The following is a 14,865-nucleotide window of genomic DNA, read 5'->3' on the forward strand; positions in this document are numbered from 1 at the left end:
AGCGGCGGCGGGCCCTGGCCCGGACCGCCCGCGGGGGGTCCGGCCGGTCCGCCCGGACCACCGGGACGCGGGCCGCCCTGAGCGGGCATCCCTCCGGGCGGCGAAGGCGGCGGGCCCGACGGCGCCGGGCGGGCCAGCCGCGGAGCGGGCTGGAACCGGGTCGGCTCCTCTGCCGGAGGCGTGCTTTCCGTGGCCGGTGCCGCGTCCTTGTCCTGATTGGCGGTGAACAGGAAGTGGCCGCCCGCGCTCTGCTCGATCCGGCGCGGTTCGGCTTCTTCCCTGCTCTGCGGTTCGGCCTGCTCGGCGAACTGGGCCTGTTCGGCGAACTGGGGCTGCTCGGCGACCTGAGGCTGTTCGGCGAACTGGGGCTGTTCGGGCGCCGGGGGCTGTGCCACCGGCGGCTCGGTGATCGAGGTCCGGTCCTCGGCGGCTGCAGCGGGGGCGTTCTCGGCGGGACGGTGGGCGGCTCCGCCTGCTTCGACCGCGCTGCGGTCCTCGGAGTCGCCGAAACCGCGGTCCTCGGATCCACCGAAGCTTCGGTCCTCGGACCCGCTGAAGCCGCGGTCCTCGGATCCACCGAAACCACGGTCCTCGGAGCCGCTGAACCCACGGTCCTCAGACCCGTCGAATCCGCGGTCCTCGGAAGACCTGCCGAGATCAGAAGACCCGCCGAGATCGGAGGGCCCGCCGAGATCGGAAGCACCCCCGAGTCCCGAAGGCCCGCCTCGCTCGGAAGGCCCGTCGAAACCCGAAGAACCGCGGTCGGCCGCGACCGGCCGCGACAGCAGCAGGCTGCCGAGCAGGTACGCGGCGGCCTGGTCGGGCCGGGAGAACCGGACGTCCGAACCGAACTCGTCGTCGGCGCCCGCCGTGACGATCCAGTCCGGGCCCTCCTGCACCAGCGAGCGGACGCTGCTGCTGTGGCTGCCGATCCGGTAGCTGTCGCCGTCCACGGCGAACTCGCCGAACTTGTCGTGCAGGCGGGCGAAGACCTCCTGCGGGTCGGGCCCTGCCGCGGGCTCCGGCTCGTCGGTCCACGAGCCCTCGGCCGCTTCGAGCTCCTCCACGACCGGCTCGGCCGGGCCCTCCTCGGTCACCGGCGCGGGCTCCGCGTGGTCGTGCTCGTCGTGGTCGGGCTGGTCGAGCAGCTCGCTCACCGCGGCGTCGCGGACCTCGTCGCTGACCTCGGAGAGCGTGAACCGGCGGGACCGGATGTGCTCGACGAGACCGGCTTCCGGCGGCACCCCGTACTGCGCGAGGTAGTAGGCCACCGCGCCCTGCCACAGCCACTCGCCGTCGGTGTGCCAGGTGCCCGGGACCGCGGTCGCGCGGTCGGGTGCGAGCAGGTCCTCCTCGTTGTCCCTGGAGGCGAGCACGATCGGCGCGTTCTCCAGGTACTGGCGCAGCGGCCCGATCTCCTCCGGCGGCACCGGGGTCCGGGTCGCGACCAGCGGGCGGCCCTGCTCGTCGAAGTCGTCGAACGTGTCAGCGGTGCGGAAGCCCGTCCCGGCGCCCGACGCCTCGCGGGCAGGGGACTCGGGAACCCCGGGCTCGGCGGGGTGGAAGCCCGCCGGTGCTTCGCTCTCGGCGGGAGCCGCGGCTTCCGGCTTGTCCCGGCCGTCGATCTTCTCCCGCAGCCAGTCCGGCACGTTCTCGTCCGTGCGCGGGTAGCGGCGGAGCTCGTCGACGTACGCGGCGCGCGGCAGCGGGCGCTGCCACCGGGGCTCGGCGTCGAAGTTGATGTCGATTCGGTAGCTGGACGGGCGTTCGACCACGTAGAGCGCGCTGAGCCAGGTCCCGACCTCGGGCCGGTACATGCCGTCGCGAAGCTGCTCGAAGACCTCGCGCAGCTCGTCCGGCGGTTCCCAGGACCGGCCGGTGCCATCCGGCGTGACGACCTCACCCAGCAGGTCGTGGTACTCACCGGTGGCGCGGTACTCCACCGTGATCTCCTGCCAGTCCTCAGGAGCGGCCTGTAACAACAGCACCCCGATCCTGCGGGCTGCCTGCTCCTGCTCTTCCGGACTGATCGCTGTCGGACGCGACATGGGTGACATCCTCCCCCTCTCGACCGGGCCCACCGACCCCACCCCGCACCAGACGCTACTCGACGGGGTGCGCCCCGTGGGTTCGCTGTACCAGTTCCGTTCCGTTGTCCCAGCACACGAACGGCGGTCGAGATCAACTTCGGTTCTCGGCGACGTCCAAGCCTGCCGGTGCGGCGGCTCCGGCGACATCACACCACCAGGTGGGATTCCGCGGCCGGTCGGCGGCGCGCGACGAGCGGTCTGACCACCGGGTTCGGCCGGATGGCCCACCCCCGCGAAACGCGGTAGCGGCACGCCCGTCCCAGAAGGCAGAGTGAGTCCGTGCTGCGCCCCTACCGGCTGCTCGCGGCCGTCCCCCACGCCTCCGCCCTGATGTTGTCCAGCCTGCTCGGCAGGCTGCACATGCCGGCGATCGCGATGGTGATGACCTTCCTGATCGCCGACTGGACCGGTTCCTACACCGCGGGCGGCGTGGTAAGCGCGGCGCTCACCGTCGGGCAGAGCGTCGCCGGTCCGGTGCGCGGCCGGGCCGCCGACCGCAGTTCCGCGCCGAAGCTGCTGCTGACCACCGGCGCGCTGTACGGGACCGGCCTGGTGCTGATCGCGCTGCTGGGCAGGAAGGACGGCCCGCTCGACCCGTCGCTGTGGTGGCTGCTGCTGCCGATCGGCCTGCTGACCGGGCTCGCGCACCCGCCGGTCACCCAGATCGGCCGGGGGATGTGGCCCCGGATCACCGACGGCCCTGCCCGCGAGGCGGCCTACGCCGTCGAGGCGACCCTGCAGGAGTTGCTGTTCGTGGTGGCGCCGATCCTCGCCGCTTCGGCGGTCGCCTTCTGGAGCCCGGTGGTCGCGACGCTGCTGTGCGCGGCCATGTCGGTGATCGGGCCCGCGATCTTCGCCGCCGTGCTGTGGCGGGCGGGGCTGCGGAACGCGCCCGAGCGGACCGGGGGCGACGGCCAGAGCGGCGGATCGCTGTTCAGGTTGCCGGGATTCGTGCCGCTGCTCGGGTTCGGCGCGGTCGTGGTGGGCGCGCTGGTGTCGGTCGACCTGCTGCTGGTCGGCTGGTCCCGCGACCGCGGAACACCGGAACTGGCGGGCGTGCTGGCCGCGGCCTGGGCGATCGGGTCGCTGGTGGGCGGGCTGCTGATGGGTGCCGTCGCGGGTCGCCCGCGCGTGTGGGTCCGCGGGCTGCTGACCGCGATCGGCATCCTCGCGCTGGTGCCCGCGCTGCCGCCGGTCAGCGACCCGGCGTCCCCGTGGCTGGTCGGCGCGATCCTGCTGCTCGGCGGCATGGCGATCGCGCCGCTGCTCGCCGCGATCAACGGCACGCTGGCCGAGCTCGCGCCCGCCGACCGCCGGTCGGAGGCGTTCGGCTGGTTCACCACCGCGACCACGGCAGGAGTCACGGTGGCCTCGCCGGTTTCGGGCTGGATGCTCGATTCGTCCGGACCGGCCGCCTCCGCGGCGATCGGCGGCGTGGCCGCGCTGCTCGCGGTCGGACTTGTCGCACGTCACAGCGTCCGAGGATCGCGCGCGGCGGGCAGGCCGGAGGAGACTGCCCGCACGTGACGACCACGACGCAGGCGGTCAACCCGCTGCACCGGATCCTCGGCATGGCCGGCGCGACCGCGGTGGGGGTGCTGCTTTCCATCCAGGCCCGGATCAACGGCGCGCTCGGGGCGCGCCTGGACGATCCGATCGCGGCCGCGGTCGTGTCCTTCGGTGCCGGGCTGGTCGTGCTGGTCGGGTGTGCCACCGCGATCCCGTCGGCGCGGCTCGGGGCGCGGCGGGTGGTCGCGCAGATCCGGTCGGACCAGGGGTTGCGCTGGTGGCAGTGCCTCGGTGGGGTGTGCGGCGGCTACCTCGTGTTCACGCAGAGCATGACCGCGCAGGTGCTGGGCGTCGCGCTGTTCACGATCACCGTGGTGGCCGGGCAGGTCGGCAGCGGGCTGGTCGTCGACCGGCTCGGGCTCGGGCCCGCCGGGCCGCAGCGCGTGACGACGCCCCGGCTGCTCGGTGCGGCGCTGGCGGTCGTGGCCGTGCTGATCGCGGTGTCGGCGCAGCTGGGCACCTCGCGGGCGGACTGGCTGGTGCTGCTGCCCGCGCTGGCCGGGATCGGGCTGAGCTGGCAGGCGGCGGTCAACGGGCGGGTGCGCCAGACCGCGCGGTCGTCGGTGCTGGCCTCGACCGTGAACTTCGGAATCGGGACCTGCGCGTTGCTGCTTGCGTTCGCCGTCGAGGTCGCGGTGCGCGGGCTGCCCGCCGAGCTGCCGCCCGAACCTTGGCTCTACGTCGGCGGATTCCTGGGGATCTTCGTCATCGGTGGCTCGGTCGCGCTCGTGCGCTACACCGGGGTGCTGGTGCTCGCCCTGGGCATGATCGCCGGGCAGCTGGTCGGGGCGCTGCTGCTCGACGTCGTCGTGCCGTCGCCGGGTACGACCGTGCCGGTGTCGACGGTGGTCGGCGTGGGGCTCACGCTCGTCGCGGTCGGCGTCGCCGCGATGCCGGACCGGAAGCTGCGGCCCCCGCGCGATCTGCCACGATGAGCAGTCGTGAGCGCGACGATTCTGGACGGCAAGGCCACCAAGGACGCGATCTACGAGGAGCTCCGGCCCCGGGTCGCCCGGCTCGCCGAGCGCGGCCGGACACCGGGTCTGGCGACGGTGCTGGTCGGTGACGACCCGGCGTCCCGCTCGTACGTGCGCGCCAAGCACAACGACTGCGCGAAGGTCGGCATCACCTCGATCCGCCGAGACCTGCCCGCCGACGCGACCCAGGCCGACGTCGAGTCGGTCATCGACGAGCTGAACGCGGACCCCGCCTGCACCGGCTACATCGTGCAGCTCCCGCTGCCGGACCACCTCGACGCGGGCCCGGTGCTGGAGCGGATCGCACCGGCGAAGGACGCCGACGGCCTGCACCCGACCAGCCTCGGCAGGCTGGTGCTCGGCGAACCGGCCCCGCTGCCCTGCACGCCGCGCGGCATCGTCGAGCTGCTCCGCCGCTACGACGTGCCGCTCGCCGGAGCGCGGGTGGCAGTCGTGGGCCGCGGCATCACCGTCGGCCGCCCGATCGGCCTGCTGCTGACGCGGCGCAGCGAGAACGCGACCGTGACGCTGTGCCACACCGGGACGAAGGACCTCGCCGAGGAGGTCCGCCGCGCCGACATCGTGGTCGCGGCGGCCGGGAAGCCGCACCTGATCACCGCCGACATGGTGCGGCCGGGCGCGGCGGTGCTCGACGTCGGCGTGACGCGCACCGACTCCGGGCTGGCCGGGGACGTGCACCCGGACGTCGCCGAGGTGGCGGGTTTCCTGTCGCCCAACCCGGGCGGGATCGGCCCGATGACCCGGGCGATGCTGCTGACCAACGTCGTCGAAGCCGCCGAGGACGAGGGGTGACACCGATGACCGGACGGTCCGGTGGGAATTCGCGGCTGTCCGTGCACTGGCCGTTCGCGGTGATCGTGCTGGTGGCGCTGATCGGGTTCCTGCGCATCGCGATGCAGCACTGGCGACAGGGGTCGGTGCTCATCGGCGGCGCGCTGCTGATCGCGGCGGCGCTGCGGGTGCTGCTCACCACCGAGCAGGCCGGTCTGCTGGCGATCCGCAGCCGGGCGGTCGACATCCTGCTCTACAGCGGGTTCGGCGTGATGATCGTCCTGGTGGCGATGACGATTACCCGCGGTCCGGTGTAGCGGCATAGGCTTTCTCCCCGTGCACGAAGAAGTTCCGCCGCATCGGGCGGGTGAGCCGGTGCGGGCGGGCATCCCCGAGCACGGCCGGATTCCGCGCTACTACGCGGCGAAGACCGAACTGCTGGCGTTGATCGAGGAGCTCGGCGAAGGCGCGCCGCTGCCTGCCGAACGGGAGCTGGCCGAGCGCTACGGGGTGTCGCGGGTGACGCTGCGGCAGGCCGTCGGCGAGCTTGTCCTGGAGGGCAGGCTCATCCGCAGGCACGGCAGCCGGACCGTGGTCGCCCCGCCGAAGCTGCTGCAACCGCTGGCGCTGGTCAGCTACACCGAGGGGATGCGGGCGCAGGGCATCGAGCCCGGCCGGACGGTGATCACCGCCGAACCGATGCCCGCCGACGCGCAGCTCGCCGAGGACCTGGGGCTGGAACCCGGCGGCGAGGTGGTGCACCTGGAACGGGTGCTGCTGGCCGACGGCGAGCGCGTCGGGCTGGAGTCGAGCTACCTGCCGCGGGAGCGGTTCCCGGAACTGCTGGGGGAGTTCGACGCGAGCGGTTCGCTGTACGCGTTCCTGCGGGAGAAGCTGGGCGTGGTGTTCGGCGAGGCCGAGGAGCGGATCGAGACGGTCCTGGCCACGCCCCGCGAGGCGCTGCTGATCGGCACGAACCCGGCGACGCCGATGATCCTGCTGCACCGCGTTTCCTGGACGCCCGAGGGCGAGCCGATCGAGCGGGTGCGCTCGCTTTACCGGGGTGACCGCTTCAGCTTCGCCACCCGCCTCAGAGCCCGCGGCTGAGCTGCTGCCGCAAGCGTCGTCCCCAAAAAGTTACGAACAGATAACTGATCTAGTCCTTAGTTCCCTGTTCACTTCCGATTCGTACGGCTTGCACGGGCCGTTCGCCGGAGCCGGTGACGGTATGCGCCGTGCGAGTTCTGATTGTCGGCGGCGGCGTGCTGGGCACCATGCACGCGCTGCGCGCCCTGGAAAACGGCCACGACGTGGTGCAAATCGAGCGGGAGCCGGAAGCGCGGGGCGCGTCGGTCCGCAACTTCGGCCTGGTGTGGGTCAGCGGCCGGGAGCCGGGCGAGGACCTGGACCTCGCGCTGCGGGCCCGCGAAGCGTGGGAGCGCATCGGTGCGGACGTGCCCGATGTCGGCTTCCGCCCGAACGGCTCGCTGACGCTGCTGCGCACCGACGCCGAGGTCGCTGTTGCCGAAGGCATGACGGACCTGTCCGCACGCGGCACGAAGTTGCTCGACGCGGCGGAAACCCGAGCGCTGAACCCCGTGCTGCGCGGCGACTTCAAGGCCGCGCTGTGGTGCGAGCGCGATGGAGCGGTCGAACCGCGAACCGCGCAGCCCGCGCTCCGCGCGCACCTCGCGAAGACCGGGCGCTACACCTGGCTTCCCGGCAGGGAGATCCGCGAGGTCGGCGAGGGCTGGGTCCGCGACGACCGCGGCGAACGCCACGAAGGCGACGTCACGATCCTGTGCACGGGCGCGGCGCTGTCCGGTCTCGTGCGCGAGCTCCGGCCGGAGCTGCCGGTGCGCCGGGTGCGGCTCCAGATGATGCAGACCGAACCGCTCGGCGAGACCCTGCCGACCTCGATCGCCGACGGCGACAGCCTCCGCTACTACCCGGCGTACCGGGGCGCCGCGCTCGACGAGCTGAACCGCGCCGAGCCGCAGCCGCCGGTCGCGGCCGAGAACGGGATGCAGCTGCTCATGGTCCAGCGCCTCGACGGCGGGCTGACCATCGGCGACACCCACGAGTACGCCGAGCCGTTCTCGTTCGACGTGCGGGAGGCCCCGTACGACCACCTCGTCCAGCGGGTCGGAGAACTGCTCGGGCGGCCGGTCCCGCGCGTGGTCCGCCGCTGGGCCGGGGTCTACGCGCAGACCGCGGACTCCTCGCGGGTCGTGCACCGCGAGGAGGTCCTGCCCGGGGTCTGGCTGGTGACCGGTCCGGGCGGTCGCGGGATGACCGGTTCGCCGGCGATCGCCGAGGACACCCTGCGCGAGATCGGTCCGGCCGCATGATCCGGCTCGCGGTGCTCGACATGGCCGGAACCACGGTCGCCGACGACGGTCTGGTGGAGCTGGCGTTCACCGAAGCCGTCGCGCAGGTCGGCGTCGCCGAGTCCGACCCCGCGTTCCCGGGGATGCTCGACCACGTCCGCCGCACCATGGGCGAGTCCAAGATCTCGGTGTTCCGCACCCTGCTGGACGACGACGAATCCCGCGCGCAGCAAGCGAATGCGGCCTTCGAGCGCGCCTACGCCGAGCGGGTCGGCCAGTGCACCGAGATCGACGGCGCCGCCGCCACCATCCGCGCGCTGCGCGACGCCGGGGTGAAGGTCGCGCTGACCACCGGCTTCTCCGAGACCACCCAGCGGCAGATCCTCGACGCGCTGGGCTGGCGCGACCTGTCCGACCTGACGCTGACCCCCGCCCAGGCCGGGCGGGGCAGGCCCCACCCGGACATGGTGCTCACCGCGCTGCTGCGGCAGGGCATCGACGACGTGCGCGAAGTCGCCGTCGTCGGGGACACCGCCTACGACGTCCGCGCCGGGCTCCGCGCCGGGGCTTCGGTCGTCGCAGGGGTGCTCACCGGTGCGCACGGACGAGGCGAGTTCGCCGAGGCCGGTGCCACCCACGTCATCGAATCCATCCGCGACCTCCCCGGAATCCTGTCCACTCAGGACTGAAAATGATCAGGAGAACCTCTGCCATGCGCCTCAGCCGAATGGCCGGATTCGCCGCGGTGGCCCTGCTGCTCTCGGGCTGCGGCCCGAGCGCGGCCGACCAGGGCGGTGCGGACTCCGGCGAGCTCGTCTTCGCCTCCATCCCCAGCGAGGAGTCCACCAGCCTGCAGGCCGGCTACCAGCCGGTGCTGGACATGCTGTCGAAGGAGACCGGCCGCACGGTCCGGTTCCAGCAGGCCACCGACTACGCCGCCGTCATCGAGGGCCAGCGCGCCGGGAAGATCGACATCGCCCAGTACGGGCCGTTCTCCTACGTGCTGGCCAGGACCAAGGGCGTCGCCACGACCGCGGTCGCCGGCCAGGTCGAGGAGAAGGGCGAGGAGCCCGGGTACTTCTCCTACGGCATCACCCGACCGGACTCCGGCATCAACGGGCTCGCCGACCTGCGCGGCAAGAAGGTCTGCTTCGTCGACCCGACCTCCACCTCCGGCTACCTGTACCCGAAGGCCGGCCTGCTCAGGGCGGGCATCAACCCGGACACCGACATCCAGCCGGTCTTCGCGGGCGGCCACGACTCGTCGGCGCTGGCGGTGGCCAAGGGCGACTGCGACGCCGGCTTCGCGCAGAACGCCACAGTGGACACCCAGCTGATCGAGAAGGGCCAGCTCAAGCCGGGCGAGCTGCGCACGGTCTGGAAGTCCGAGACCGTGCCTGGCTCGCCGATCGCGATCAGCGACGAGCTCGAACCGCAGCTGCGGGACAAGATCACCGCCGCGCTGCGGGACAAGGCCAACGCCGACTACCTGCGCGCCAACGGGTTCTGCCAGGGCGACTGCAAGATCGGTGACATCGGCGGCTTCGGCTACGCGCCGGTGGACGACGCCTTCTACAACGGCATCCGCAACGTCTGCGAAGCGACGAGGGACAAGCAGTGCCAGTGAGCGAGGAGCCCGTCGTCGGTTTCGACCGGGTGAGCAAGGCGTTCGACGGCGGCGTGCGGGCGCTCGACGAGGTGTCGCTGCGGGTCGGCGCCGGCGAGCTGCTGGTCCTGCTGGGGCTTTCCGGCTCGGGCAAGTCGACGCTGCTGCGGCACGTCGACGGCCTCCAGCGCGCGACCTCCGGCACCGTCACGGTGCTCGGCCGCGACGTCGGGCGGCTGCGCGGCTCGGAGCTGCGGTCGCTGCGGCGGCGGGTCGGGTTCGTGTTCCAGCAGTTCCACCTCGTCGGCTCGCTGACCGTGCTGGAGAACGTCTGCACCGGCGCGCTCGGCACGCTGCGCGGCCCGCGCCTGGGGCTGTTCACCTACCCCAGGCGCGTCCGGCACGCGGCGATGGAACGGCTCGAACGCGTCGGGCTCGCCGACCAGGCCATGCAGCGGGCCGACACCCTCTCCGGCGGGCAGCAGCAGCGGGTCGCGGTCGCGCGGGCGCTGTTGCAGCGCCCGGAGATCCTGCTCGCCGACGAACCGGTGGCCTCGCTGGACCCGGACTCGGCGGCGCAGGTGATGAACCTGATCGCCGAGATCGGCCGGGAGGACGGGCTGACCGTGGTGTGCAGCCTGCACCAGGTCGACCTGGCGCTGAGCTGGGGACACCGGATCGTCGGCCTGCGCTCGGGCCGGGTCGTGCTGGACACGCCGGTGCACGGGCTCAGCCGCGAGGAGGCGATGTCGATCTACTCCAAGGTCGGCAGCGAGCTCTCGGGGGTGGGGCCGTGACGACCACAGTGGACATCGCGCGCGCCGGGCCTGAGCGGACCACCCGGCCCCGGACGCTGGCGCGCCCGAGCGCGCGTGGCACGGCGGCGGGGCTGGTGGCGCTCGCGCTGCAGGCCGCGGCGGTCTGGTCGTTCGCCGACCTGCGGCTCAACGTCGCGACCTTCGTGGACGGCGTCGGGAACGCGGCGGACTTCGCCTCCCGCACCTTCCCGCTGGACTTCCCGCCGATGGCCGAACTGCTCGCGCTGTCCGGGCAGACGCTGGCGATCGTGGTGTGCGCGACGCTGCTGTCTTCGCTGATCAGCGTTCCGGTGGCGGTGCTGGCGGCGAGCAACACCGCGCTGGGCGCGAGCAGCCGCTACGGCGCGCGGGCGGTGGTCGTGCTGGCCCGCGCGGTGCCGGACGTGGTGCTGGCGATCGTGTTCTTCCGGCTGTTCGGCTTCGGCGGCCTGACCGGTGTGCTCGCGATGGGCCTGCACTCGATCGGCATGATCGGCAAGCTCTACGCCGACGCCGTCGAGCAGATCGACGAGGGGCCGCGCACCGCGATCCGAGCGGCGGGCGGCTCGCGGTTCCAGCAACTGGTCAGCGGGGTGCTCCCGCAGGTGCTGCCGTCGTTCGTGGCGACCTCCCTGCACCGGCTCGACATCAACCTGCGGGTCTCGGTCGTGCTGGGATTCGTCGGCGTCGGCGGGCTCGGCCAGGCCATCGCCGACTCCCTGCGCACCCTGGACTACCAGCGCGGAATCGCGTTGGCGTCGGTGGTCTTCGGCCTGTGCGTGGCGGTCGAGATCGTCTCCGGTGGCATCCGCACCGCGCTGATCGGGCGAAGCGAGGACCGCCGCCGCGTCCGGGTGCGGCGCCGCCCGGTGCCGTCGGCCGGGCGCATCAGTCCACCGTGGACGTTCGCGCGGGTTCGGCGGGCGGTGTACTGGCTGATCACGGCGCTGGTCGTGGCGGCCTCGATCTGGGGCGCGGAGCTGTCGCCGGGACAGCTGGTGCGCGGGATCGCGGAGTTCGGCCCCACGCTGGCGTTGTTCCTGCCGCCGGAAACCGGCGGCATCCTGCCGGAACTGCTGTCCGAACTGCTCGTGACGGTGCAGATCGCGCTGGCGGCGACGCTGATCGGCGCGGTCCTCTCGCTGCCGGTCGGCGCGCTCGCGGCGGCCAACGTCGCTCCGTCACCGCTGGTGGCGAAGTTCTTCCGCGGGGTGGTGCTGCTGGTCCGGGGCGTGCCGGAACTGGTGCTGGCGATCGTGTTCGTGGTGATCACCGGACTCGGCCCGGTCGCAGGCGCGCTCGCGCTCGGCGTCGGATCGGTGGGACTGCTCGGGAAACTGGTCGCGGACTCGCTGGAGGAGGTCGACCGCGGCAAGGAACGCGCGCTGCGGGCCACCGGCGCGAGCCGGGTCCAGGTCTTCTTCGCCGCGACGCTGCCGCAGGCCGCGCCCGCCTTCGTCGCGCACGTGCTGTACCAGCTCGACACCAACATCCGGTCCGCGACGCTGCTCGGGCTCGTCGGCGCCGGCGGGATCGGGTACTACCTGCTCAACGCGTCGCGGGTGCTCGAATTCGGCGTCGTGACAACGGTTCTGCTGCTCACCTTCGCCGTTGTGCTCGTCGTCGAGCTGCTGGCTGTTTGGTTGCGGCGGTTGTTGAGGTGAGTGGGGGGGAGAGTGGGGTGAGTGGGCGGGGGCGGGTTTAAAGATGATCCGCCTGGGGGCGGATGGCCTTCGGCCGCTGAAGGCGCCATCTGGCGCCTTCAGTCCCACCAAAACGACCAAGTCCTACGACCCCGAATCTCGCGGGCGTAGGCGGCTATGCTGCCGGACTCCTGGAGGATGCGGTCCGGGCAGAACGCCCAGTGCTCGGCCGCGACCGCCGTCGCGTGGTCGTGCTCCTGCGGGGGTGCGGCGACGCTGAGGTCCAGCCGGTCCGGGCCCAGCCGGAGCAGGCGGACGCCGAAGCGCTCCTCCCAGCTGCGGGCCATCGCGGCCAGGCCCGCGGTGCGCGAGACGTGGTTGGCCGCGCCGGACCAGCCGAGCGTGGCCAGCACGTCCGCCCCGCGCGGCACCGGCACCAGGGCCAGCCTGGTCTCGTCGTCGACGAACCTCGGAACCTGCTGGTTGGCCAGGATGTCCGGGTCCGCCAGCAGGTTCCCGGACGGGGCCGGGCCGGGGCAGTCGTAGCCGAACGGCTCCAGCACCTCCAGCTCGTAGGCGGGCCCGAGGTCGTCCTCGGCCTGCACCAGGCCGTCCCAGATCCGGGCCATGACGTCGGCGGCGTGCCAGCGCTCGATGTGCTCGGCGGGCTCCGGCGGCACGATCCCGACGGTGCAGCGGTCGCCGTAGACCTCGTTGCTGTCGCACAGCAGCAGCGGCCACAGCCCGGTGCGCTCGTGGTCGGTGCGCAGCGCGGCGAGCAGGTGCGGGGACGGCGGTTCGGTGCTGATCCAGCACAGCGGGGCGGGTTCGTCCTGGCCGGGCGACTGGTCGGTGAGGATCTCGCCGGGCGGCAGCGGGACCGACAGCGCGCCCCCGATGCCGAAAACGGCGGGCAGATCGGCCGCCGACCCCGCGTGCCAGTCTTCTCGCAACATTTCACCGCCTCCTCGCCGACCGCTCGCCGCCCACTTTAGGGAGCTGTCCGCCGCGGCATCCGCGCGGGCTCGCGCTGATCAGCTTGGCGCACCGGAGTGGTCGGGCACCAGCACGATCCGGCCGGTCACCCGCCCCGACATGTGCGTGGCCAGGGCTTCTGCCGCGTCCCGCAACGCCATCCGGCGTCCGATCAGCGGGCGCAACCGTCCACTGGAGACGAGCCGGAGCAGCTCGGAGAGGTCTTTCGTGTAGTCAGGGTTCGTCCGGACGTAGTACATGCGGGCACGCCTTCCACCTGTCCGGCCGAGCAGCCGGAGCAGCTCCCACACCGCGAGACGCCGGACCACGCGGAGGTAGGGCGTCCACCACGGGCCCTCGTCGTGCATGGTGGCCGAACTGCCGTAGCTGACCAGGGTTCCGCCCGGGGCGAGCAGTTCCCAGGACCGGTCCAGGCTCTCGGCGCCGAGCGGGTCGAAGACCGCGTCGACACCGCGCGGAGCCAGTTCGCGGACGCGGGCCGGGACGTCTTCGGTGCGGTGGTCGACGAGTTCCGCGCCGAGCGGGCGCAGCACCTTGTGCCGGGAGGCCGAAGCGGTGCCGATGACGCGGACGCCCGCCAGCGCGCCGAGCTGGGCGAGCAGCGTCCCGACACCACCGCCGACGCCGTGCACCAGCACCGTTTGTCCACTGTGAACTTTCGCGGCGCGGTGCAGCAGCTGCCAGGCGGTGACGCCGTTGAGCACCACGGCGACCGCTTCGGCGGCGTCGACGTCGTCCGGCACCGGGACCACGTCGCGGTCCCGGACCTCGACGTAGTCCGCCCACGCCCCGGTGCGCGGCATCGCGGCGACGCGCTGGCCGACCCGGACCGACGTCACCGCGCCGCCGACCGCGACGACCTCGCCGACCAGGTCGTAACCCGGCACGAACGGGAACTTCGGCTGGGCGGGGTAGCGGCCCCGCAGCATCTGGACCTCGGCGAAGGCGACCCCGGCCGCCTCGGTCCGCACCACGACCCCGTGCGGTCCCGGCACCGGCTCGGCGGCCTCGCGGGCGGTGACGACCTCGGGCCCGCCCAGGCCGGTGAGGACGATCTCGGTCGGCATGGCAACTCCTCATGAGAAGCAGTTACGAGTGTTAGATATTCTAACTCAAATATGGAGCTGTTACGGTGGCGGTGTCAAGCGGAGGGAGCGCCGGATGAACGAGGCACCGCGCAGTCCGCGCGAGCGGTTCCGGGAGCAGACCAGGAACGAGGCGAAGCGGGTCGCGCTCGAACAGCTCGCGGAGTCAGGGCCGTCCGGGATCTCGGTGAACGCGATCGCCAAGCGGATGGGCGTGACCGGTCCCGCCCTCTACCGGTACTTCGAGGGCCGGGACGCGCTGCTCACCGAACTGGTCACGGACGGCTACCGGGACCTCGCCGAAGCGCTGGAGGCGGCGGCGCACGCCCACCGCCGCAAGGCGCCGGCCACCCGCTTCCGCGAGGTGGCGCTGCGGTTCCGGGCGTGGGCGCTGGAGCAGCCGCACCGGTACCTGCTGCTGTTCGGGACGCCGGTTCCCGGTTACCGTGCCCCGGAGCTGACCTTCGAACTGGCCGACCGGTCGATGCGGACGATCCTGGAGGCGGTCGTGGCGCTCGCGCCTGCCGACCTGCCGTCGGGGCGCGCGGCGCCGGACCGCGAGCTGGTGGCCTGGCGGGAGCGGCGCGGCGAGCCGCCGGCACCGCCCGCGGTCCTGCGCCGCGCCGTGCTGGCGTGGACGAGGCTGCACGGGCTGGTGAGCCTGGAAGTCGCGGGTCAGTTCGGCGGCATGGGCGTCTCGCCGGAGCCGCTGTACCGATCGGAGATCGAAAACCTGCTCCACCAGCCCTGGGAATGAGACCGGCCCGCGGGCCGGAAGGTCACGCCTGCTCCTGGGGCTTCTCGATCTCGCAGTCGCCGCCGGGGTAGACGAGGCTCTCGTGCCCGTCCTTGAAGCGGACGACGTACGGCGGCGCACCGTCCGGTCCGCGCACTTCCTTGATCACGCCGGTCTGGTCGGCCTCGTCGATGTGCTTGCTGTGCACGTGCAGCCGGTCACCAACAGCAGCCTTCATGGCCAT

The 14,865-nt window shown here is 72.7% G+C and carries 14 protein-coding genes and 1 pseudogene; 11 read left to right on the forward strand and 4 right to left on the reverse strand.

Going from position 1 to position 14,865, the window contains the following annotated elements:
- A pseudogene (locus tag ABD691_RS06275) lies at nucleotides 1-2,048 on the reverse strand (hypothetical protein); the annotation flags it as partial.
- Between the two features lie 321 nt (nucleotides 2,049-2,369).
- Between ABD691_RS06275 and ABD691_RS06280 the strand changes: the two are divergent.
- The 10 genes from ABD691_RS06280 (at nucleotide 2,370) to phnE (ending at nucleotide 11,825) form a co-directional block, all read left to right on the forward strand.
- Nucleotides 2,370-3,617 carry an MFS transporter gene (locus tag ABD691_RS06280; RefSeq protein WP_344678466.1) on the forward strand — a complete coding sequence of 416 codons (1,248 nt, stop codon included), beginning with the start codon at nucleotides 2,370-2,372 and terminating at the stop codon, nucleotides 3,615-3,617.
- A complete protein-coding gene (locus ABD691_RS06285; RefSeq protein WP_344678467.1) occupies nucleotides 3,614-4,594 on the forward strand; it encodes a DMT family transporter in 981 nt (326 codons plus the stop codon). Before ABD691_RS06280 ends, ABD691_RS06285 begins: the two co-directional genes overlap by 4 nt.
- A gap of 6 nt (nucleotides 4,595-4,600) precedes the next feature.
- A complete protein-coding gene (locus tag ABD691_RS06290; protein WP_344678468.1) occupies nucleotides 4,601-5,449 on the forward strand; it encodes a bifunctional methylenetetrahydrofolate dehydrogenase/methenyltetrahydrofolate cyclohydrolase in 849 nt (282 codons plus the stop codon).
- A 5-nt stretch (nucleotides 5,450-5,454) separates the two neighbouring features.
- Entirely contained in the window at nucleotides 5,455-5,745 is a 291-nt protein-coding gene (locus ABD691_RS06295; RefSeq protein WP_344678469.1) for a DUF3017 domain-containing protein, read from the forward strand.
- Between the two features lie 19 nt (nucleotides 5,746-5,764).
- Nucleotides 5,765-6,535: a GntR family transcriptional regulator gene (locus tag ABD691_RS06300; RefSeq protein ID WP_344678470.1), complete on the forward strand. Its 771-nt coding sequence runs from the start codon at nucleotides 5,765-5,767 to the stop codon at nucleotides 6,533-6,535.
- Nucleotides 6,536-6,663: 128 nt separating this feature from the next.
- Nucleotides 6,664-7,779, forward strand: coding sequence for a TIGR03364 family FAD-dependent oxidoreductase (locus tag ABD691_RS06305; RefSeq protein WP_344678471.1), 1,116 nt, complete (start codon nucleotides 6,664-6,666; stop codon nucleotides 7,777-7,779).
- Nucleotides 7,776-8,447: a phosphonatase-like hydrolase gene (locus tag ABD691_RS06310; protein WP_344678472.1), complete on the forward strand. Its 672-nt coding sequence runs from the start codon at nucleotides 7,776-7,778 to the stop codon at nucleotides 8,445-8,447. Before ABD691_RS06305 ends, ABD691_RS06310 begins: the two co-directional genes overlap by 4 nt.
- Nucleotides 8,448-8,470: 23 nt before the next feature.
- The gene (locus ABD691_RS06315) at nucleotides 8,471-9,385 is read left to right on the forward strand and encodes a phosphate/phosphite/phosphonate ABC transporter substrate-binding protein (RefSeq protein ID WP_344678473.1); all 915 of its coding nucleotides are present in this window, start codon (nucleotides 8,471-8,473) and stop codon (nucleotides 9,383-9,385) included.
- Nucleotides 9,382-10,161 (forward strand): phosphonate ABC transporter ATP-binding protein, encoded by a 780-nt coding sequence (phnC, locus tag ABD691_RS06320; protein WP_344678474.1) that lies wholly within the window; start codon nucleotides 9,382-9,384, stop codon nucleotides 10,159-10,161. The genes ABD691_RS06315 and phnC overlap by 4 nt, the downstream gene beginning before the upstream one ends.
- On the forward strand, nucleotides 10,158-11,825 hold the full coding sequence (gene phnE, locus ABD691_RS06325; RefSeq protein ID WP_344678476.1) for a phosphonate ABC transporter, permease protein PhnE: 1,668 nt from the start codon (nucleotides 10,158-10,160) through the stop codon (nucleotides 11,823-11,825). The genes phnC and phnE overlap by 4 nt, the downstream gene beginning before the upstream one ends.
- Nucleotides 11,826-11,923: 98 nt before the next feature.
- Here the strand turns inward: phnE and ABD691_RS06330 are convergent, their stop codons facing one another.
- On the reverse strand, nucleotides 11,924-12,760 hold the full coding sequence (locus tag ABD691_RS06330; RefSeq protein WP_344678477.1) for a DUF4253 domain-containing protein: 837 nt from the start codon (nucleotides 12,758-12,760) through the stop codon (nucleotides 11,924-11,926).
- A gap of 78 nt (nucleotides 12,761-12,838) precedes the next feature.
- The gene (locus ABD691_RS06335; protein ID WP_344678478.1) at nucleotides 12,839-13,867 is read right to left on the reverse strand and encodes a zinc-binding dehydrogenase; all 1,029 of its coding nucleotides are present in this window, start codon (nucleotides 13,865-13,867) and stop codon (nucleotides 12,839-12,841) included.
- A gap of 94 nt (nucleotides 13,868-13,961) precedes the next feature.
- Here ABD691_RS06335 and ABD691_RS06340 point away from each other — a divergent pair, with 94 nt between their 5' ends.
- On the forward strand, nucleotides 13,962-14,642 hold the full coding sequence (locus ABD691_RS06340) for a TetR/AcrR family transcriptional regulator (protein WP_344678479.1): 681 nt from the start codon (nucleotides 13,962-13,964) through the stop codon (nucleotides 14,640-14,642).
- A 22-nt stretch (nucleotides 14,643-14,664) separates the two neighbouring features.
- Here the strand turns inward: ABD691_RS06340 and ABD691_RS06345 are convergent, their stop codons facing one another.
- Nucleotides 14,665-14,859, reverse strand: coding sequence for a DUF1918 domain-containing protein (locus tag ABD691_RS06345; RefSeq protein ID WP_344678480.1), 195 nt, complete (start codon nucleotides 14,857-14,859; stop codon nucleotides 14,665-14,667).
- Nucleotides 14,860-14,865 lie beyond the last annotated feature (6 nt).

This window comes from Saccharopolyspora taberi (assembly GCF_039534165.1).
GTDB classification, from domain to species: domain Bacteria; phylum Actinomycetota; class Actinomycetes; order Mycobacteriales; family Pseudonocardiaceae; genus Saccharopolyspora_D; species Saccharopolyspora_D taberi.